The organism is Arthrobacter sp. efr-133-TYG-104, from assembly GCF_030208915.1.
Classification (GTDB): Bacteria; Actinomycetota; Actinomycetes; order Actinomycetales; family Micrococcaceae; genus Arthrobacter.
The window spans coordinates 20,154-39,131 of sequence record NZ_JARVTA010000008.1; the positions used below are offsets into that span (position 1 = coordinate 20,154).

Consider the following 18,978-nt stretch of genomic DNA (forward strand, 5'->3'; position numbering starts at 1 on the left):
GCAATCGCGTTATGCATCGAGCGCAGACATCACGTGCTTGATGCGCGTGTAGTCCTCAACGCCGTACATGGAGAGGTCCTTGCCGTAGCCGGACTGTTTGAAGCCGCCGTGCGGCATCTCAGCCGTCAGCAGGATGTGGGTGTTGATCCAGACCGCACCGAAGTCCAGATCGCGGCTCATGCGCATGGCGGTGCCGTGGTCGGTTGTCCACACGCTGGACGCAAGGGCGTACTCGACGTCGTTGGCCATCTCCAGCGCTTCGGCCTCGGTGCTGAACTTCTGGACGGTGATGACCGGGCCAAAGGTTTCCATCTGGACGATGTCATCGGTCTGCTTGGCGCCGGAGACGATAGTGGGCTCGAAGAAGAAGCCCTTCTCGCCCGCGCGGTGTCCGCCGGTCTCGATCTTGCAGTTTTCCGGAAGGTTCTCCACTACGGACGTCACCGCGTTGAAGTGGTTGATGTTGTTGAGCGGGCCGAAGTAGTTGTCTTCGTCATTCTGCGAGCCGGTCTGGAGGGTCTTGGTGTGCTCCACCATGGCCGCCACCATGTCATCGTGGATCTCGTCCTGGATCAGCACGCGGGTGATGGCGGTGCAGTCCTGGCCGGCGTTGAAGAAGGCAAACTCGGCGATGGCTGCCGCGCTCTTCTTGATGTCGGCATCCTTGAACACGATGGCCGGCGCCTTGCCACCCAATTCAAGGTGAGCACGCTTGAGGCCCTTGGCAGCACCAGTAGCGACGGCGATGCCTGCGCGGACGGACCCGGTGATGGATACCAGGCCGGGGACTTTGTGGTCCACCATCATGGCACCGGTTTCACCCGTACCGAGGACAACGTTCAGGACACCGGCGGGGAAGATCTCACCGGCGAGGCGGGCCAGCACCAACGTGGATTCGGGAGTGGTGTCGGAGGGCTTCAGGACCACGGTGTTCCCGGCGGCCAAAGCAGGGCCGATCTTCCAGATGGCCATGAGGAACGGGTAGTTCCAGGGTGCAACCTGTGCCACCACGCCGATCGGTTCGCGGCGCACGTAGGAGGTGTGGCCCTCGAAGTATTCGCCGGCCGACTTGCCTTCCATGATGCGCGCGGCACCGGCGAAGAAGCGGAGCTGGTCAGCACCGGCAGCAACTTCCTCGGATGCGATGAGGGAGCGGACCTGGCCGGTGTTGCGGTGCTGGGCTTCGACCAGTTCCTCGCTGTTGGCCTCGACGGCGTCGGCGAGCTTAAGGAGCATCAGCTGGCGCTGCCCGGGGGTCACTTTCTTCCACGTCTTGAAGGCTTCCTTGGCCGCGGACATGGCAGCGTCGACGTCGGCCTGCACCGAAATGGGCGACTTGGCAACGGTTTCCCCGGTGGCCGGGTTCACGATGTCCATGAGATTCGTGCCCGTCGGCGTGACAAATTCGCCGTTGATGAAGTTTTGCAAGGTTTGAACCACGGTGTGCAACCCTCTTTCGGAGCCTGGAGACTGGATTTAACTGATCAGAGCCTATGCCAGGCGAGGGGTCCAAGGAATAGTCAGCTGCACACTCCCCCGGGTTCGCCTTAGTGCGCTTGACCAACGCCGGGTTATCCTTTCACCATGGCCATGTCCCTCGCTTCGCTCGTCGCTGTCCCGTCCCTGAAACTCCGCCGAGCAGGGAGCGCGGAGACCACTTGGGACCAGGACATCAGCTGGGTTGCAGTGACTGAGTTGGAAGATCCGCAACGCTTCCTGAGCGGTGGGGAATTGGTCCTCACCACCGGGTTGCGCCTCAAGAGTGCTGCCGATCAGCGTCGGTTCGTCCGGCAGGCCCAACGCGCGGGGGCCGTCGGCATCGGCTTCGGCATTGGCTTGACGCACGAGTCCGTCCCTGACGCCCTCATCGCGGAGGCAAACCGTTGGGGCCTGCCCTTGGTGGAGGTGCCGTACGAGACACCGTTCATTGCCATCGGCAAGCTGGTGGCCGAATCCCATTCAGCCGATCACTACTCCAACCTGGAGCGGCTCCTCGCCGGGCACCAGATCCTGGCCCGCTCGCTTCTGACCGGCGGTGGCCTCAACGAACTCCTCAAGCAGCTCGGAAGCATGTTGCGGACCGATGTTGTGCTCACCCAGTTCAGCGCTCAGCTCTACAACAGCGTGGCGGGCAAGCCGGCTCCGACGGCGGACGGCTGGGCTTCCTACCCCATCCCCACCGGTCGGAGGGACGCCTGCACGCTCTGGTTGCGCCAGCCCTTCGTGGACTCCGGCATTGTCAGTTATGCGCAAAACCTCATCAGCGTGGAGCTGAACAACATGGTCAAGCAACGCCAGGCCCAGCGCGCCATGGCCGGCCAGGTTTTGGACGACGTCATTCATGGCACCCTGGAGACGATTGAAGCTGCCCGGCGCTTGGCGGGGGTGGGAATCAACAGCACCCGAAAGAACGTGGTACTGGTCGCTGAGTCTTCCGCGCACACCAAACAACTAGTCAGCATCTCCCTCCCCCAAGCGCTGGACGCGGGCGTCAGCGCCGTCGTCGGAAAGGATTTGGTGACGGTTATCCCGGACGACGGAAGCTCCGCGACTGCCTTGGCCAAGGGGCTCAGCGATCACCTTCAAGAGGCCGGAATACATGCGGTCATCGGCATCGGCGGGGCGTACACCAAGCCCAACGGCTTGCGCTGGAGCTACTTTGAAGCGCGCGACGCCGTGGCGCACGGCTTGCCGGTCAACGAACCGGAACGGCTGAGCCTGACCTCGTTGTTGCTGGCCAGCGAGGACGTTCCGCTGGCCGACATGGCGAGCGAGTCGCTCACTCCGCTACGAAAATTCGACGCCGCCCACGGTGCGGAACTGGTGACCACGCTGGAAAGCTACCTCAACAACAACGGTTCGGTCGCCGCCGTCGCCGATGCGTTAACACTGCACCGCAACACGGTGAGATACCGCCTGGCGCAGATCACGGAGCTGACCGGTTACGATCCCTCCCAGACCCAGGATCGGGTGCAACTCTGGCTCGCTCTGGCGGTGCAGAGACTGGGTTCACGGCAGCCGCGGTAGCCCTAGGGCTGCGGGGAACAGCGAGAGATCCGCCACAAAATCACGAACATTAGACGTCAAACGTCTAACCTTTAGCTATGGCTGTGTCGACTCCCCGTACCCCCAACACCGAAAGCCCCTCCCTGACTCCCGCTTCGGGCGGCAAGCAGGGCGTGGCACCCAAGCCGCGCGTCGTCGTCGTTGTGGGCATCATTGCCGTGGTGTTGATCGGCCTGAACCTCCGTGCAGGCATCACCAGCGCGGCGGCCTTGTTCCACGACTTGCAGCAGAACCTGGGCTACGGGGCGCTGGTGGCATCGATCTTGCCGTCCATTCCGTTGCTCTGCTTTGCGGTGGCCGGGATGGGAACAGCATGGTTGACCCGCCGCGTTGGAGTCGAAAAGGCGATCTTTATTGCCCTGGTGTTGCTGGCCGGCGGCCTGCTGGTGCGCGGCGTCCCGGCAACGGGCGCTTTGTTGGGCGGCACCGTGCTCGGAATGTCCGGGCTGGCTGTGTGCAACGTCGCCATGCCGTCCTTCATCCGGGAGCACTACGCGGAGCGAACCTCCATGATGACAGGGCTCTACACGTTCGCCATGTCCGGGGGCGCAACGTTCGCCGCGGCTGTCAGCGTTCCACTCGCGCAACAACTCGGTACGCCGTCCCTGGGCTTGGCTGCATGGGGTGTCCTCGGCGTCGCTGCGCTCCTGGGTTTCTTCCCCGTTGTCCTACACTCGCACCGCCACGCGAGCAAGGCCGACGCCGCACGCGTTTCCATGTGGCCGCTGCTGCGAACACGCCTCGGCCTGCTGATCACTGCCATCTTCACCCTGCAAGCGTTCCTTGCCTACGCCGTCATGAGCTGGTTCGCCTACATTCTGACCTCCGAAGGTCTCAGCGCCTCCGACAGCGGGCTGCAGTTCGGCATTATGCAGTTGGTCTCCGTGGCCGCCGGCATGATCCTCCTCGCGCTCGGTTCCCGGCGCGGCATGCTTCGGCCCACGCTCTACCTCGCGAGCAGCGCCACGCTTATGGCCATCGGTGCCACGATCTGGCTGCCTACGTCCTTGGCCGTCGTTCCGGCGGTACTCTTTGGTTTCGGTCTGGGCATCTTCCCCCTGGTCCTGGTGATCATCAGCCGCAGCGGCCGGTCGACGGCGGAAACCACCGCGCTCTCCACCGTCGCCCAATCCGTGGGGTACTTGATCGCCGCAATTGGCCCGTTCGGCATGGGCTTGCTCCACAGTGCCACTGGCAGTTGGGTCTTGCCCCTGGCGTTGCTTTCCATCGTTGCTGTGGCGCTCATGGTTACCGGCCACCTGCTCACGAGCAAGCGCACTGCCACCAAAACGGGACCGAGGACAGCATGACCCTGACACCTTCACATCGGCCGGCGCTGGCCGAGGAGATCACCGCCAAACTCCGGGACATGATCACAACAGGTCAGTGGCCGCTCCAGGAGCGGATCCCGGCGGAGCCCGAGTTGATGGCAACCCTGGGTGTGTCGCGCGGAACCCTCCGGGAGGCCATAAAGGCCCTGGCCCACTCCGGGATGCTCGAGGTTCGGCGCGGAGATGGCACGTATGTCCGGTCCAACAGCGAAATGTCCGGGGCAGCCCAACGGATGTACGCAGAGCACACGCAAGAACACGTGGTGGAAGTGCGCCTCGGCCTGGACACCCAAGCCGCGCGGCTTGCCACCAAGCATGCCACCGCAGAGGACCTGGCTGAGATGCGCAGGTTCCTGGCCCTCCGGCGCGATGCGTGGGAAAAGGGAGACTACCCGGCGTGGGCGCGGGCCGACTGGGATTTCCACGAACGGGTTGCTTCCGCCTCCGGGAACCCCCTGCTGCATCAGCTGTACGCATCATTTGGCGGGGTCTTCCACAACGACCTGCTGCGCAGCCAGCGCGAAGACGGTTTCAACGGCCTCCCCCGGGCGGGACATGACGAGCTGATTGAGGCTCTGGCAGCCCGTGACCCCGAGGCCGCCGTCCGCAGCGTCTATAAGAACCTGGACTACAGCGCGGACCAAGGACACAACGTTCTCTAACCGTTCGCAGCGCCGTGGCACGTACGGACCGCTTTAACGCCGATGCCCGACCCCTGATGTGTGGTCGGGCAACGGTTACAGCGGAAGTCAGGCAGGGATTTAGACCTCCGCGGCTACTCCGTCACGGGAGATGGTGACCATGTCCTCGCGCGGCACAACCTTGATGCGTTCCCGCTTAACCTCAACACCGTGGGATCCGCCAGCCTCCGTGGCCGCTGCGCCGAGTGCGAGTTCGTGGGCGTCGAGTGCAAGCCAGCCTTCCCAGCTGGTGAACTTGACGCCGCGCGCGTCAAGAAGATCCACGACGGCGTCTGCCGCGGGAACTTCCGCTGCCGGAAGGTTCTCCCGGTCCTCGAGGAGGTACATGACTGTTTCGAGGGCATCGCCCTTGGTGTGCCCGATGAGGCCCACCGGACCACGCTTGATCCACCCAGTGGCGTAGAGCCCGGGGACGTGGTTCCCGTCGGCGTCGAGGATGCGGCCGCCGTCGTTGGTAACAACGCCCTTCTTGTGGTCGAACTCCACGTCCGGCAGGGCCGAGCCGAAGTAGCCGATGGCGCGGTACACGGCCTGGACGGGGTAGTCGATGAACTCGCCGGTGCCCCGTGCATTGCCGGTTCCGTCCAGCTCAGTGCGCTCAAACTTGATGCCTGCCACCTTCCCCGGGGTCTCAGGGGAATCGACAATTTCAACCGGGCTGTGCAGGAAGTGCAGGTGCAGGCGGCGGGAAGCCGTGAGCTCGGAGAGGTCCTCTGGCTGCTCGGCGATCCAGTTGGTGAGCGTGCCAACCATGGTCTTGGTCTGGTTGTTGGTCTGGATCTGGCGGTCCGACTCTTCGTCGAATTCGAAGTCTTCCGCGTACAGAATGATGTCAACATCCTTGGAGTGCGAGAGTTCGCGCAGTTCCAAAGGAGTGAACTTGACCTGGGCCGGGCCGCGGCGGCCAAAGACGTGAACGTCGGTGACCGGGGAGTTCTTCAGGCCGGCGTAGACGTTATCAGGGATTTCGGTGACCAAGAGATCGTCCGCGTGCTTGGAAAGGACGCGGGCTACGTCCAGCGCCACGTTGCCGTTACCAAGGACCGCGATTTCCTTGGCATCCAAGGGCCATTCGCGGGAGACATCAGGGTGCCCGTCGTACCAGGAAACAAAGTCCGCGCCGCCGAAGGAACCCTCAAGCTCGATGCCCGGGATGTTCAGGTCCGCGTCCTTAATCGCGCCGGTGGCGAAGATGACGGCGTCGTAGTGCTTGCGGAGGTCCTCGATGGAGATGTCCGTGCCGTAGTCAACGTTGCCGAAGAAGCGGATGTCGCCGCGGTCCAGGACCTTGTGCAGCGCGTTCACGATGCCCTTGATGCGGGGGTGGTCCGGTGCCACGCCGTAGCGGATGAGGCCATAAGGTGCAGGGTAGCGGTCAAAAAGGTCGATGCTGACATTGAGTTCGCCGCTCTTGACGGCCTCGCTCTTGGTCAGGATGTCCGCGGCGTACACACCGGCCGGGCCGGAGCCGATGACGGCGACGCGAAGCGGACGGTCCGCAGAACCTACGGGAGTGCTAATTGACACGGCTGTGTTCCTTCTTCTGTTCAGTTGGTGCGGACGCGGGGACGATTAGGGGTGATGGTGCTGTAATCAGCGGTCTTGAAATGCTGCGGCGCAAAGGGGCTGACACGGACGACGTCGCCGATCACGATGACCGCTGGATTGGCCACACCGATGGCTTCGGCCTGATCCGCGATGCTCCCCAGCGTACCGATAGTGACGCGCTGATTCGGCAAATACCCGTTCTCAACGATACCTACTGGAGTGTCCAAAGGCAGACCCGAGCCAGCCAAGGAAGCCGCAGAATCACGTAATTGGGCCACCCCCATGAGCAACACCACAGTGTGATCGGGCCGGGCGGGGACTTCGGACAGCTCCTCATGGCCGGTCACCACGCTGAAGCCTTTGGCCAGGCCGCGGTGCGTCACTGGAATGCCGGCGGCCGCGGGAACCGAGATTGCCGATGTCACGCCGGGCACAACTTCAACCTCGACGCCGTTCTGGCGGCAAAACTCCGCTTCCTCCCCGCCGCGCCCCAAGACATACGGGTCCCCGCCTTTGAGGCGGACCACCCGTTTGCCCTGCAAGGCTTCATCCACGAGGATGCGGTTGATCTCCAGTTGAGGCACGGGGTGGTGTCCAGGAGTTTTGCCCACCTCAATGACGCGGACGTCAGGGGCTAGTTCATTGAGCAACTCCCGCGGGCCAAGACGATCGGCAACCACGACGTCGGCCTGGCCCAGCAAGCGCCGGCCGCGGACCGTGATGAGCCCGGAGTCGCCCGGACCCCCGCCGACGAGTGCGACGGATCCTGTGGTTCCGGAAGCGTCCGGCGTGCGGTGGCGCCTCAGCGGCAGGTCCCCCGTTTCGAGGGCCGTTGCCACGGCGTTGCGGAGGGCCATGGCGCGGCGCGGATCCCCGCCGGCGTTGATGGCGATTTTGACATCGTCGACGACGGCAACGGCGGGCGTCCAGGCCGCTGAGGCTTCATGGTCGGAGGCGTTGACGCACCACAGCCGCTGGGCCTCGGCGTCGGCGGCCACTTGGGTGTCCACGGCGGAAGTGCCGGTGGCGGTCTGGACGAACCAGACGCCGTCGAGGTCCTCCGTGCGGTACTCGCGGGGCTCCCAGGTGAGCAGGCCGGCGTCGGCGAGCCCGCGAAGGTTATCGGTGGCAACCGGAGCGACCACGGTGACTACTGCACCGGCGTCGAGCAGTCCTTTGGCCCGCCGCTCCGCGACGGGACCGCCGCCAACCACCAGCACCGGCCGGCCGAGAAGCCGCAGCGCCGTGGGGTAAATGTCCTGTATTGCCATGAAAAAACTGTAGGGTGGCCCCGTAACATGCTTCAAAGGCCCGGAAACACCCGGTAACGCTGGGTAATGCTGCGTCACATAGAGTGCGGGCCTAAAACACAGGGCCTAAAACACCGACCAGCCCGTGCGGGTAGTGAACTCGTCCAAAGCCGCAACGCCGGCCACCGAGTTGCCGGACCTCCCCAGCCCTGGACTCCACACACTGATGGCGCACTTGTTGGGGACTACTGCCACGATCCCACCGCCCACGCCACTCTTGCCCGGAAGTCCCACCCGGTACGCGAACTCCCCTGCGGCGTCATAGGTTCCGCAGGTAAGCATCACGGCGTTGATCCGTTTGGTCTGCGCCGGCGACAGCAGCCGAGTGCCTTCAGCGCCGACGCCGTTGGCTGCCAGGAACCGGGTTGCGAGCGCCAGGTCTTCGCAGGTCATCGCCAAAGCACACTGGTTGACGTAGGACTCGAGGACGAGGTCCACCGGGTTTTCCAAATTGCCGCAACTGGCCAGGAAGTGTGCCAGCGAGGCATTGCGGTGGCTGTTGGCCAGTTCGGAGCCTGCCACCCGCTGGTCCGCTTCAAGCGTGGCGTTTCCGGTCTCCCGCCGCAGGAGGTCCCGAACAGCCATCGCAGCGCTCCCGGTGACGCTCAGGAGCCTGTCCGAAACCACGATGGCGCCAGCGTTGATGAAGGGGTTCCGCGGAATGCCGTTTTCGCTCTCCAGCTGGATCAAGGAATTGAACGGATTACCGGACGGTTCCCGGAAGACGCGCTTCCAGATGCCGTCGCCGTCGAACGCCAAGACCAAGGCGAGCGCGAAGACCTTGGAGATGCTCTGGATGGAGAACTCCACGTGGGCATCCCCCGCGGAGAAAACTTCACCGTCCCGGGTGGCTACGGAAATGCCGAACTGGTGGGGATCAACCGCGGCCAGTTGCGGGATGTAGTCGGCCACGTTTCCTTGGCCGACATGCGGCTGCACGGCCCCCACAATGTCATCGAGGAGGTTTTGAATGTCCATGGTGTCAGCCCTTTGTGCCTGCGTAGGTCCAGAGCCTGATCTGGAGGTGGGCGAGTAGTCGTTGGTCCGCGGACTGCAGATCCAACCCAGCCACTTCGCAGGCGCGGCGGAGCCTGTAGTGGACGGTGTTGCGGTGGATGGCCAGCTCCTCGGCACACCGGTTGACGTCGCCAAAAAACTCCAGGTAGGTCAGCAGCGTCAACGCGAACTCCGGGTAGAGGCTGCAGAGCTTGGTGATCCCTTCATGCCGGAGGGTTGTCCGTGACCCGAGCAACTCCAGGAGCTCATTGGTCAGCACCGTGGTTTCAACGTCGCTGTAGGACGCAACCCTGATCGACGGCGTGGCCTCCAGCACCTTGAGGACATTCCGGACGTGGTCCAGCGTGGCGGACAATGCATCCAAGCGGGGAACAATCGGGCCAACGGCTGCCTGGACGTGGAAGTGCAGGTGGGTGGTGGCATCACGGACAATCGTGTTGACCAGCCGGTTGATGGCAGGCAGCGACTTTGCGGGGTCCAGGTCCGGGAGGATGATGGCCGTCTCAAGGCCCAAAGCTCCCACCACTGCGCCTGGACGGTATCCGGCCGCATGGATGGAGGCGAGGTTGGAGAGCTCGCCCCTGCGAAGTTGAAGCCCTGCAGCGCTCTGGTCCAGGCCTCCTGCGGAGATCAGCACCAGTGCCGCCGGTTTTGATGGGTCGATGCCTGCGGACTGGGCTTGGGAATGGACCTGTGCGGTGCCGCTGAGCAGGCTGGACACGCGGTCCTCGCGCATCGACTGGGACTGCTCGTTGCGGTGCCGTACCAGTTCGACGGCGGCATGGCGGGCGGCGCCGACCATCAGTCTGTCCGTGTTCGCAGCGAGGGGCTCGGCGCCCTCCTGCAACCAGATGTAGCCCATGACACGGCTACCGGCATGGATACCGATGGCTACCCGTTCCCGGAGTCCTGCGTCCGGGTTGGCTTCAACATGGACGGGCGCTTCGGTGGCTTGAAGGTGTTTGTAGACCCCGGATTCCTTGAGCAGCTTCTGGTACCGCTCCGGCCCGCGCCTGGCCAGGATGGAGAGGCGGCGCAACTCGTCCACATCATTGGAGGCGGGCGAATAGGCCAGCACTTGGTTGCCTGGGTCCTCGATCACCACGTGCCCGTTGGTCAGGGTGGCGGTGGTCTGCGCAATCGCGAACAGGTCCCGGTGGACCGACGTGGGGCTGTCCCCCGGCACATCGTTCTCGTGGATTCGGTCCATGACGATGCGCTTGAAGTCGTCCCAGCGCAGGCCCGGAGCCACCGCGATGAGTCCGATACCAGCTGGTTCCAGCAACTGGGCCGTGGCTTCCAGTTCGCGTTCGTTGCCTTTGACGGCAATGGCCGCGGGCCGGTGTGCCATGATCCGGCGGATAGCAGGCAACGCCGCCCGACCGCGGGCGCCTATGAGCATCACCAAGGTTTCGGGCTGAACCCCGTCTTCATCTTCCGCGTCCACGATGATCGCATCGCGGACGATCCCGTTGTCGGGGTTGGGCGCCAGCAACAGCCTGGCGTTGTCCACTCCCAGGTCTTCCAGTACATCGCTTAGCAGGGTGACGACATCGTCGTCGTCAGGTTCCAGGGCTTTCAACGAAGCTGACGCTTCCTCTCCTTATTAAGTTCGTCGCATTGACTTCACCGCTTTTTCACCGGCCCGGGGCATTTTTCGCCATTGAAAAATACCTGCCGGTGCATGCGCATGAACGCGCACAGCCAGCAACATTACCGGCACTTCAGCTCAGCAGTGTTGTCCTCCCAGCACAAGAGCCGGGCCGTGAATTTGGTTCGCCAGCCAGTTTCCCGAGGACCGTCTCGCCCTAGAGTTGGTGACTGTCCCCAAACGCCACGAAGACTGCCCTGGGACGCGCCCAAGCCATGGTGCCCGCGTCCTTTCAGTCCGGCCACGCGTTGCGGAGTATTGAGCCACCTGACCGGTGGCGCCGGAGTCAAAGGAGACCCCCAGTGATACCCAGTCCAGCTTCAACAGAGAAAGCCTCGCCGAGCCTTCACGGCGCGTTGGCCACCGCCACTAAACCCTCCGCCGCGCACGATTTTTCCTTGGAGGAAGTCGGCTACCGGAAGACGCTCAAGCCCCGGCAAATCCAGATGATCGCCATCGGAGGCGCTATTGGAACCGGCCTTTTCATGGGCGCAGGCGGGCGGCTCCACGCTTCAGGACCCGCCCTTGTCCTGGCCTACGCGGTCTGCGGGTTTTTCGCTTTCCTGATCCTGAGGGCCTTGGGCGAACTGGTGCTGTACCGCCCGACGTCGGGCTCTTTCGTTTCGTACGCCCGTGAGTTCTACGGCGAAAAGATGGCGTACACGGCCGGTTGGTTGTACTTCCTGAACTGGGCCATGACCTCCATTGTGGACGTCACCGCCGTCGCGCTGTATGTGAAGTTCTGGGGCCACTTTTGGGCGCCCCTCAACGATGTGCCGCAGTGGCTCGTGGCGCTCGTTGCCTTGGTGGTGGTGCTGTCCCTGAACCTCGTTTCGGTCAAAATCTTCGGCGAGATGGAATTTTGGTTCGCCCTCATCAAGGTGGGCGCATTGGTGGCGTTCCTGGTGGTGGGCGTCTGCTTTATCGTCTTTGGCGGCAGGACCGACGTCGGCATTCCGGGGCTGAACATCATCGCTGATAACGGCGGAGTGTTCCCCACCGGAGCCGTGGCACCGCTCCTGGCGATCAGCGGCGTCGTGTTCGCTTACGCCGCGGTTGAGCTCGTGGGCACTGCCGCGGGCGAAACAGCCAACCCCCACAAGGTCATGCCCAAGGCCGTCAACACCGTGGTGCTTCGGATCGGCATCTTCTACGTTGGCTCGGTTTTGTTGCTGTCCCTTTTGCTGCCTTTCACGATGTACAAGGCAGGCGAATCACCGTTCGTGACCTTCTTCTCCCACCTCGGTGACCCGCAGGCCGGGGCCGTCTCGGCGTCGGTGATGAATTTCGTGGTCTTGACCGCCGCGCTCTCCAGCCTCAACGCAGGGCTCTACTCAACGGGCCGGATTCTGCGCTCCATGGCGCTCAATGGCTCGGCTCCCCGCTTCACCGCCAGGATCAGCGCGTCCGGAGTCCCTTACGGTGGAATCCTCCTGACCGCGGCAATCACTTTGGTGGGCGTGGGCCTGAACGCCATAGTTCCCTCACAGGTCTTCGAAATCGTGCTTGAGATCTCGGCTGTGGGCATCATCGGCGGCTGGGCCACCATCATGTTGTGCCACATCAAACTGCAGTCCTGGGTCAAGATCGGCAAAGCCACCAGGCCCGCGTTCCGGCTCTTTGGCGCCCCGTTCACGTCATACCTGACCCTCGGATTCCTGGCCTTCGTGCTGGTCACCATGGGCTTTTCCGAAACCGGCCGTTGGGTGCTGGCCTCGCTGCTGGTCCTTGTGCCGCTGCTGGTGGCCGGTTGGTACGCCTACCGGGGCCGTATCCGCAGTGGCCTGACCTCATAGCCGTTCCGTCAGTTTGAAAGAGAAAAAACTACACATGAGCAACCACTCCCCGTCCCCCACCATTGGCACGCCCAGCCGGGCCTGGCGTTCACGCGCCGACGCCTGGGAGTTCCTGGGATACGCCATTAAGCAATTGGCGTCGGGCCGTCACAGCGATTCGTCGGACCCGGACCTCGGCTCACAGATCGGCCGTGCCTTCGCCCTTCTTGAGGCCGTGGAACCGTATTGGGCGCAGCCGGGGGTAGCGGTAGTGGCACAGTTGCGCCACTTCGTCGACGACGGCGACCCCCGCTCCGCGCTCGACCTTCTGTCGGGTTTGTCCAACCTTCCCCTCGCGGCCGCAACCGAGTCCGGCGCCGTCGCCGTCGTCGAGGCTTTGGACGATGATGGTGTGGCCGGTCCCGCGGCCAACTTCCCGGAGCGTCCCCGCTTCGAGGTGCTGGTGGTAGACACCCTGGACCACTCCGAGGCCGAAGCTCTCAAAGCCGACATGGCCGCCCAGGCCCGGCCCTCGGACGCCTTCACGTATGCGATCAACGTGGTGCCCAGTTACGAGGATGCTTTGGTTGCGGTCCTCCTCAACCCGGATATCCAGGCTGTCATCCTGCGCCCGGGCTTTTCGTACCGGAGCACCCAACCTTTGGGACGGGACCTCCGGAAATTCCTGGCCCGGCACGCGGGCCAAGGCTTGGAGTCCGCCCGGCCACTGCGGCGCATTCTTGGTTTGGCCGAGGCTGTCTCGGGAATCCGACCGGAATTGGATGTCTACCTGGTTGCGGGTGTGTCGATCGAGTCCTTGGCAGGTTCCTTGACCAAGGGGTTCCGACGGATTTTCCGCAGGCAGGACCACTTGGACCTGCACCTTTCCCTCCTGTCCGGCGTTGCTGAGCGATACGAGACACCCTTCTTCACCGCCCTCCAGGAATACAGCCGCAGGCCCGCAAGCGTCTTCCACGCGCTCCCGATTTCCCGCGGCGCGTCCGTTGGTAACTCTCCCTGGATCCGGGACATGGCCGACTTCTATGGGACGAATCTCTTGCTGGCCGAAACGTCTGCCACTTCCGGCGGGCTGGACTCCTTGCTTGACCCCCACGGATCCATCAAACGTGCACAGGATCTCGCGGCCAGGGCATTTGGTGCCCAGCGAACGTACTTCGTCACCAACGGCACGTCCACGGCCAACAAGATCGTCCACCAATCAATGCTGGCCCCCGGGGATGTGGTGCTGGTGGACCGCAACTGCCACAAATCCCACCACTACGCTTTCGTGCTTGCCGGTGCCCGCGTCTCGTACCTGGATGCTTACCCTTTGGACAAGTACGCATTTTACGGGGCTGTCCCGTTGGCAAGCCTGAAGCGGCGATTGTTGGAGTACCGCCGTGCCGGGCGCCTTCACGAGGTCAAGATGGTCACGCTGACCAACTGCACCTTCGACGGAGTGGTTTACGACGCCGAACGGGTCATGGAGGAATGCCTCGCCATCAAACCGGACCTCGTTTTTCTCTGGGACGAGGCGTGGTTCGCCTTCGCGCGCTCCCATCCCGTGTACCGCCGTCGTACAGCCATGGCGGCGGCCGCGAGCCTGACGGCGTCGTTCGCCGATCCCGCCTACGCCGCCCGGCACGCAGCACAGGCCAAGGCACTGCATGATCCGGTCACCGGCGAACCCGTTGACGACGAGGCATGGATCCGGGAACGGCTGGTGCCGGACCCCGCCGTCGCACGGGTCCGGGTGTATGCCACCCAGTCCACCCACAAGACGTTGACCTCGCTGCGCCAAGGCTCCATGATCCACGTGTTCGACCAGGACTTTGCCTCGGCCAACAGTGAGTCTTTCCGCGAGGCGTACATGACCCACACGTCCACGTCGCCGAACTACCAAATCCTGGCGTCGCTGGACATCGGACGCCGCCAAGTGGAGCTGGAAGGTTACGGCCTGGTCCAGAAACAGTCCGACCTCGCCGTCTCGGTAGCGCAGGCCGTGGCCCGCCATCCCCTGCTTCGGAAGTACTTCCGGGTCCTCTCGTCCCGGGACCTTATTGAGGACCGGTACCGGGAGACCAGCTCAACCATGCCGTTGAGGGAAGGCCTGGCCGAGCTCCAGGACGCATGGCAGCGCGACGAATTCGTCATTGACCCCAGCCGCCTCACGCTGGACATCAGCAGGACAGGGATCGACGGCGACACGTTCCGCCACAGCTACCTGATGGACGATCACGGGATCCAGGTGAATAAGACGTCCCGGAACACCGTGCTATTCATGACCAACATCGGTACATCGCGCAGTTCCGTGGCCTACCTGATCGAGGTGCTGGTCAAGCTTGCGGAGGGCTTCGAGGACTCGCAAGGCACCGTACGCCCAGGCTCAACACACCCAAACCGCCGAGGGGCGCTCGGGGTGGGACAGACGCCACCGTTGCCGGACTTCAGCACCTTCGCTGAGCGCTTCCGCACAGCCGACGCCTGCGAGGACGGAGACATCCGGGCCGCTTACTTCGAAAGCTATAAGCCGGATTCCACCCTCTACTTCTCAGCTGAGGAAGTAGCGGCTGCAGTCGCTGCCGGGCAAGAGGTGGTCTCCGCAGGTTTTGTCACTCCCTACCCGCCGGGCTTCCCTATCCTTGTCCCGGGCCAGGTCATCACACGGCAGACCTTGGAGTTCATGGCCGCCTTGGACACACGGGAAATTCACGGCTTTGATCATGACCGCGGGTACCGGGTGTTCGCTGACCACGTTTCGGGGACCAAGGGCGCTGAGGGTGCTGGCAGTAAGGGTGTTGGCAGTGAGGGTGTTGGCAGTGAGGGTGTTGGCGCTGAGGGTGTCGACGCTGAGGGTGTCGACGCGGGGCTGGTGACGGCTGCCTCGTAACGTTCGGCAGGAGGGTTCTTTCAGTTAGCATCCAGCCTCGGCTCGTACAGTGGCTGCAGGCCGGATACAAAGCCCCGGCCCGTAAGATTCGAAAGCGGAAGGAAACAGGTAGAAATGCCGACAAACCTCTCATTGAAGACCCGCCTAGGCGTAGGAGCAGCAGCCGTCCTGGCCGCCGGCGCCATCGCCAGCGTGGGCGTCAGTGCCGCCTCAGCAACCCCCACGACCCCCTCCCCGTCGGCGACATCGACGGCCGCTCCGTCCACAGGAGCCAAGGCAGGCACCCACGCAGGCCTGCACGGCCTTGGCGCCTTCCTGGAAATCACGGCGAATAGCCCTCAGGCGGCCGGTGACCGTGCCGCCAAGGCAGCAACAGCACTGGTGAACCATCAGCAGGTATTCGCCAAGCTCCCCGCCGCCTTGCAGGCTGACCTGAAGGCGCTCAAGGACGCCGCCCCCGCTGACCGCGTAGCTGCCGCCTACAAGATCAAGACCACCGCCCTGTCCGGCGGATACGGTGCAGAGATTCAGACGCGGGCCGAAACTGCACAGAAGACCAAGACCGAAGGCAAGACGGAAGGTGCGGGCCTGCGGTCGGAGCTGCGCTCAGCGTTCACGTCGGCCAACCCCGGCGCGGGACTCCAGAAGGTCGCCGATCAGGTGATCAGCCACCCGAAGCTGTTCGCCAAGCTCCCGGCCAACCTGCAAGCTGACCTGAACACCCTCAAGGCCGCCGCACCGGCTGACTTGGATGCCCAGGCCAACAAAATCAAGGACACCGCGCTGAACGGCGGTTACGGTGCCAAGATCCAGAAAGCCGCCCAGGCCCTCGGCAAGAAGGCCGACGCAGCGTCGGCCTCATAAACAGAAACAACCGCTGACGGCAAGGCCGGGCAACCCGGACGGCAGGTTCTAGCCGACCGGGTGTCCGGCCTTCCAACCGATGGCTGGTGCGATGTGCTTGGCCACGTTGCCCAGCAGCTTGGCGTTGTAATCCACGCCAAGCTGGTTAGGGATCGTCAAGAGCACCGTATCCGCTGCCTGAACTGCTGCGTCTTGGGCGAACTCCTCAGCCAGGGTTTCGGGGTCGCCGATGTAGCTCTTCCCGAAACGGGACAACGCGCCGTCGAGAATTCCCACCTGGTCCTGGCTATCGGCCTGGGCGCGGAGACCGAAGTAGTGGTTGTCGATCTCGTCCACAATCGGGATCACGCTGCGGCTGACCGAGACCCTGGGCTCGAAGCCATGTCCCGCCGCGGCCCACGCCTCACGGAACATGTGGATCTGCTCGGCCTGCAGCTCATCGAAGGGAATGCCCGTGTCCTCCGTGAGAAGGGTGGAACTCATGAGGTTCATCCCCTGCTCCGCTGCCCAGACCGCCGTCTTGCGTGTCCCTGCACCCCACCAGATCCGCTGTGGGAGTCCTGGCGATTGCGGCTGGATCGGCAACAAACCGGTTGCACCGCCCGCGTAGTGCGGATCGGCCTGGGCGACGCCATGGCCGGCTATGGCCTTCCGGAACAACGTGGTGTGGCGGCGGGCCATGTCACCTGCATCCTCGCCGTCGGCCGGGACGTAGCCAAAGTTGCTTGCACCGTTGAGTGCCGGCTCGGGTGAACCACGGCTCACCCCGAGCTGGAGGCGGCCGTCACTGATGAGGTCCGTGGCCGCTGCTTCTTCCGCCATGTAGAGCGGGTTCTCGTAGCGCATGTCGATCACGCCAGTACCCATCTCGATCCGGCTGGTTCGTGCTGCGATCGCGCTCAGCAGCGGAAACGGTGACGCCTGCTGCCGTGCGAAGTGATGCACACGGAAGAACGCCCCGTCGATGCCCAGTTCCTCAGCAGCCACGGCTAGCTCGATGGCCTGTTTTAGGGCCTCACCCGCTGTGGGTACCAACGAGCCGGGGACCCGGGCCCAGTGTCCGAAGGAGAGGAAGCCTATCCGTTTCTTGTGCATGCTGGGGACAACTCTTTGCGCGTCCGCAGAATTCCTCAGAACTAGCGGCTGCTGCCAGCCAACAACCCTCGACGCTGGAGGAGGCGCTTCTCTATCGGCCCGAAGACGATGAGTTCGATCAGGATTCCCACGGCGAGGATCAGCAAGATAGCGGCCATGACCACCCCCATATCGGACAGGGAACGTCCTTGGTCAAGGAGGGACCCCAGGCCGAAACCGATGGTACCGCCCACCGCGATGATCTCCGCGGCCATCAGTGACCGCCATGAGAAGGCCCACCCCTGCTTCAGGCCGCCGATGTAGCCAGGCAATGCTGCCGGAAGAACGATCTGAAGGGCCATCTGGAACCGGTTGGCGCCCAAGACTTTGCCGACGCTCCGATATTGCGGCGGGATTTGGTCGACGCCGGAGATCAGCCCGTTGATGATGGACGGGATGGCGCCCATGAGCACCACGAAGTACACCGTGGCGTCGGTCAGGCCGAACCAAATGATCGCTGCAGGAACCCACGCAACGGACGGAAGGACCTGCAACCCTGAGATCAAAGGACCAAAGGCCCGTCGAAGCGGGGCCACCTGAGCCAGCAAAAGCCCTACCGGCGTCGCAACCACCACGGAGATGAGGAATCCGATCAGGCCGCGCTGCAGGGAGGTCCACACTGTTTCCTGGACTTTCCCCTCGCCCCACAGCGCCGACAATTGGCTGAGCACATCGAGGGGACCGGGAACCTGATCGCGTCGCTTCAAGCCAAGTGAAACGTAGAACTGCCACACAAGGATGAGCACCACCAGGGCAGCGACGGGAAGCAGAATGCGCTTCCACTCGATCCCGTGCTTGCGGCCCGCGTCTGATTGCAGGTTGTCCAGGCCCGCTTCAAGATCGCGTAACTCGGACGTATTGCCCTTCAAGGACGGGGAGGTGATGCGCTCAGTGGGTTCGGTCACGGGAACGGTCCGCTCGTCGGTGGTTGTGGTCTTACTTGGCATGGCGGCGGATCTCCTCGCGAAGGCGGCGGGTAATGGTCCCGGTGAGCTCCCCCGCACGACCGGCATCCGTGCGGTGCTCTTCGGTGACGTTCCATTCGGCCACCACCCGGCCCGGTCGGGAGGACAGAAGTAACACCCGTTGGCCCAACCGGACGGCTTCACGCACGTTGTGTGTCACGAACACGATGGTCCGTCCGGTTTCCTTCCAGATGCGCTCCAGCTCGTCGTGCAGGAGGTCGCGGGTGATCGCGTCGAGCGCCGCAAACGGCTCGTCCATCAGCAACAACTGCCTGTCCTGGGCCAAGGAGCGCGCCAGGGCAACGCGCTGCCGCATGCCTCCGGAGAGTTCATGGGGCCGCTTCTCTCCGGCGCCACCGAGGTGCACCAGTTCCAGCAGTTCGGTTGCCCGCAGCCGCCGGCTCGCTTTGGTGCTGGACTTGTCCGCTAGTTGCAACGCCAGTTCGATGTTGCCGCGGGCGGTCAACCACGGGAACAAGGACGCGTCCTGGAACATGAAAGCCGCGCCGTCGCTGGGCACCTCAAGGGCGCCCGACGTCGGCCGTTCCAGTCCCGCCATGATGTTCAGCAGGGTGGACTTGCCGCAGCCGGACGCACCGAGCAGGGCCACGAACTCGCCCTGCTCGATGGTGGCGTTGACGTCGTCCAGCACCGGGGCGCCGTCGCCGAAGCGCTTGCCCAGGTTCTCGAGTACGACTGGCATGGTCCCGTCCTTCGTGGTGATTG

General features: G+C 63.7%; 14 protein-coding genes. 6 read left to right on the forward strand and 8 right to left on the reverse strand.

The window, feature by feature from the left end; all coding sequences use genetic code 11:
* Positions 1-9: 9 nt before the first annotated feature.
* A complete protein-coding gene (locus QRN04_RS07740) occupies positions 10-1,440 on the reverse strand; it encodes a gamma-aminobutyraldehyde dehydrogenase (RefSeq protein ID WP_284975435.1) in 1,431 nt (476 codons plus the stop codon).
* 144 nt (positions 1,441-1,584) lie between these two features.
* On the opposite strand from QRN04_RS07740, the gene QRN04_RS07745 reads away from it, so the two are divergent.
* The 3 genes from QRN04_RS07745 to QRN04_RS07755 all read left to right on the forward strand — a co-directional run bounded on the left by QRN04_RS07745 (position 1,585) and on the right by QRN04_RS07755 (position 5,059).
* Positions 1,585-3,027, forward strand: coding sequence for a PucR family transcriptional regulator (locus tag QRN04_RS07745; RefSeq protein WP_284975436.1), 1,443 nt, complete (start codon positions 1,585-1,587; stop codon positions 3,025-3,027).
* 77 nt (positions 3,028-3,104) lie between these two features.
* Positions 3,105-4,376 (forward strand): MFS transporter, encoded by a 1,272-nt coding sequence (locus tag QRN04_RS07750; protein ID WP_284975437.1) that lies wholly within the window; start codon positions 3,105-3,107, stop codon positions 4,374-4,376.
* Entirely contained in the window at positions 4,373-5,059 is a 687-nt protein-coding gene (locus QRN04_RS07755) for a FadR/GntR family transcriptional regulator (RefSeq protein ID WP_284975438.1), read from the forward strand. The genes QRN04_RS07750 and QRN04_RS07755 overlap by 4 nt, the downstream gene beginning before the upstream one ends.
* A 99-nt stretch (positions 5,060-5,158) precedes the next feature.
* On the opposite strand, the gene QRN04_RS07760 is transcribed toward QRN04_RS07755, so the two are convergent.
* The 4 genes from QRN04_RS07760 to QRN04_RS07775 all read right to left on the reverse strand — a co-directional run bounded on the left by QRN04_RS07760 (position 5,159) and on the right by QRN04_RS07775 (position 10,555).
* Positions 5,159-6,625: an FAD-dependent oxidoreductase gene (locus tag QRN04_RS07760; RefSeq protein ID WP_284975439.1), complete on the reverse strand. Its 1,467-nt coding sequence runs from the start codon at positions 6,623-6,625 to the stop codon at positions 5,159-5,161.
* Positions 6,626-6,645: 20 nt separating this feature from the next.
* Positions 6,646-7,917: a uroporphyrinogen-III C-methyltransferase gene (cobA, locus tag QRN04_RS07765; protein ID WP_284975440.1), complete on the reverse strand. Its 1,272-nt coding sequence runs from the start codon at positions 7,915-7,917 to the stop codon at positions 6,646-6,648.
* Positions 7,918-8,022: 105 nt separating this feature from the next.
* A complete protein-coding gene (locus tag QRN04_RS07770; protein ID WP_284975441.1) occupies positions 8,023-8,934 on the reverse strand; it encodes a glutaminase in 912 nt (303 codons plus the stop codon).
* 4 nt (positions 8,935-8,938) lie between these two features.
* Positions 8,939-10,555 (reverse strand): PucR family transcriptional regulator, encoded by a 1,617-nt coding sequence (locus QRN04_RS07775; protein WP_284975442.1) that lies wholly within the window; start codon positions 10,553-10,555, stop codon positions 8,939-8,941.
* Between the two features lie 371 nt (positions 10,556-10,926).
* Between QRN04_RS07775 and QRN04_RS07780 the strand changes: the two genes are divergently transcribed.
* The 3 genes from QRN04_RS07780 (at position 10,927) to QRN04_RS07790 (ending at position 16,153) form a co-directional block, all read left to right on the forward strand.
* The gene (locus tag QRN04_RS07780) at positions 10,927-12,420 is read left to right on the forward strand and encodes an amino acid permease (protein WP_502868769.1); all 1,494 of its coding nucleotides are present in this window, start codon (positions 10,927-10,929) and stop codon (positions 12,418-12,420) included.
* A gap of 34 nt (positions 12,421-12,454) precedes the next feature.
* Complete coding sequence (locus QRN04_RS07785) at positions 12,455-15,289, forward strand: aminotransferase class I/II-fold pyridoxal phosphate-dependent enzyme (RefSeq protein WP_284975443.1); 2,835 nt, start codon at positions 12,455-12,457, stop codon at positions 15,287-15,289.
* Positions 15,290-15,403: 114 nt separating this feature from the next.
* Complete coding sequence (locus tag QRN04_RS07790) at positions 15,404-16,153, forward strand: hypothetical protein (RefSeq protein ID WP_284975444.1); 750 nt, start codon at positions 15,404-15,406, stop codon at positions 16,151-16,153.
* A 48-nt stretch (positions 16,154-16,201) separates the two neighbouring features.
* Here the strand turns inward: QRN04_RS07790 and QRN04_RS07795 are convergent, their stop codons facing one another.
* Genes QRN04_RS07795 through QRN04_RS07805 form a run of 3 tightly spaced genes read right to left on the reverse strand, consistent with a single transcriptional unit; the run spans position 16,202 to position 18,955 of the window.
* Positions 16,202-17,248, reverse strand: coding sequence for an LLM class flavin-dependent oxidoreductase (locus QRN04_RS07795; protein WP_284975445.1), 1,047 nt, complete (start codon positions 17,246-17,248; stop codon positions 16,202-16,204).
* Positions 17,249-17,289: 41 nt separating this feature from the next.
* The gene (locus tag QRN04_RS07800) at positions 17,290-18,234 is read right to left on the reverse strand and encodes an ABC transporter permease (RefSeq protein ID WP_284975446.1); all 945 of its coding nucleotides are present in this window, start codon (positions 18,232-18,234) and stop codon (positions 17,290-17,292) included.
* On the reverse strand, positions 18,224-18,955 hold the full coding sequence (locus QRN04_RS07805; RefSeq protein WP_284975447.1) for an ABC transporter ATP-binding protein: 732 nt from the start codon (positions 18,953-18,955) through the stop codon (positions 18,224-18,226). Before QRN04_RS07805 ends, QRN04_RS07800 begins: the two co-directional genes overlap by 11 nt.
* Positions 18,956-18,978: the final 23 nt, after the last annotated feature.

Bases quoted from the DNA above. Each gene is read 5' to 3' on its own strand.
- QRN04_RS07770 (WP_284975441.1), bottom strand. From the start codon at position 8,934: ATGGACATTCAAAACCTCCTCGATGACATTGTGGGGGCCGTGCAGCCG.
- QRN04_RS07795 (WP_284975445.1), bottom strand. From the start codon at position 17,248: ATGCACAAGAAACGGATAGGCTTCCTCTCCTTCGGACACTGGGCCCGG.
- QRN04_RS07750 (WP_284975437.1), top strand. From the start codon at position 3,105: ATGGCTGTGTCGACTCCCCGTACCCCCAACACCGAAAGCCCCTCCCTG.
- QRN04_RS07785 (WP_284975443.1), top strand. From the start codon at position 12,455: ATGAGCAACCACTCCCCGTCCCCCACCATTGGCACGCCCAGCCGGGCC.
- cobA (WP_284975440.1), bottom strand. From the start codon at position 7,917: ATGGCAATACAGGACATTTACCCCACGGCGCTGCGGCTTCTCGGCCGG.
- QRN04_RS07790 (WP_284975444.1), top strand. From the start codon at position 15,404: ATGCCGACAAACCTCTCATTGAAGACCCGCCTAGGCGTAGGAGCAGCA.
- QRN04_RS07800 (WP_284975446.1), bottom strand. From the start codon at position 18,234: ATGCCAAGTAAGACCACAACCACCGACGAGCGGACCGTTCCCGTGACC.
- QRN04_RS07745 (WP_284975436.1), top strand. From the start codon at position 1,585: ATGGCCATGTCCCTCGCTTCGCTCGTCGCTGTCCCGTCCCTGAAACTC.
- QRN04_RS07805 (WP_284975447.1), bottom strand. From the start codon at position 18,955: ATGCCAGTCGTACTCGAGAACCTGGGCAAGCGCTTCGGCGACGGCGCC.
- QRN04_RS07755 (WP_284975438.1), top strand. From the start codon at position 4,373: ATGACCCTGACACCTTCACATCGGCCGGCGCTGGCCGAGGAGATCACC.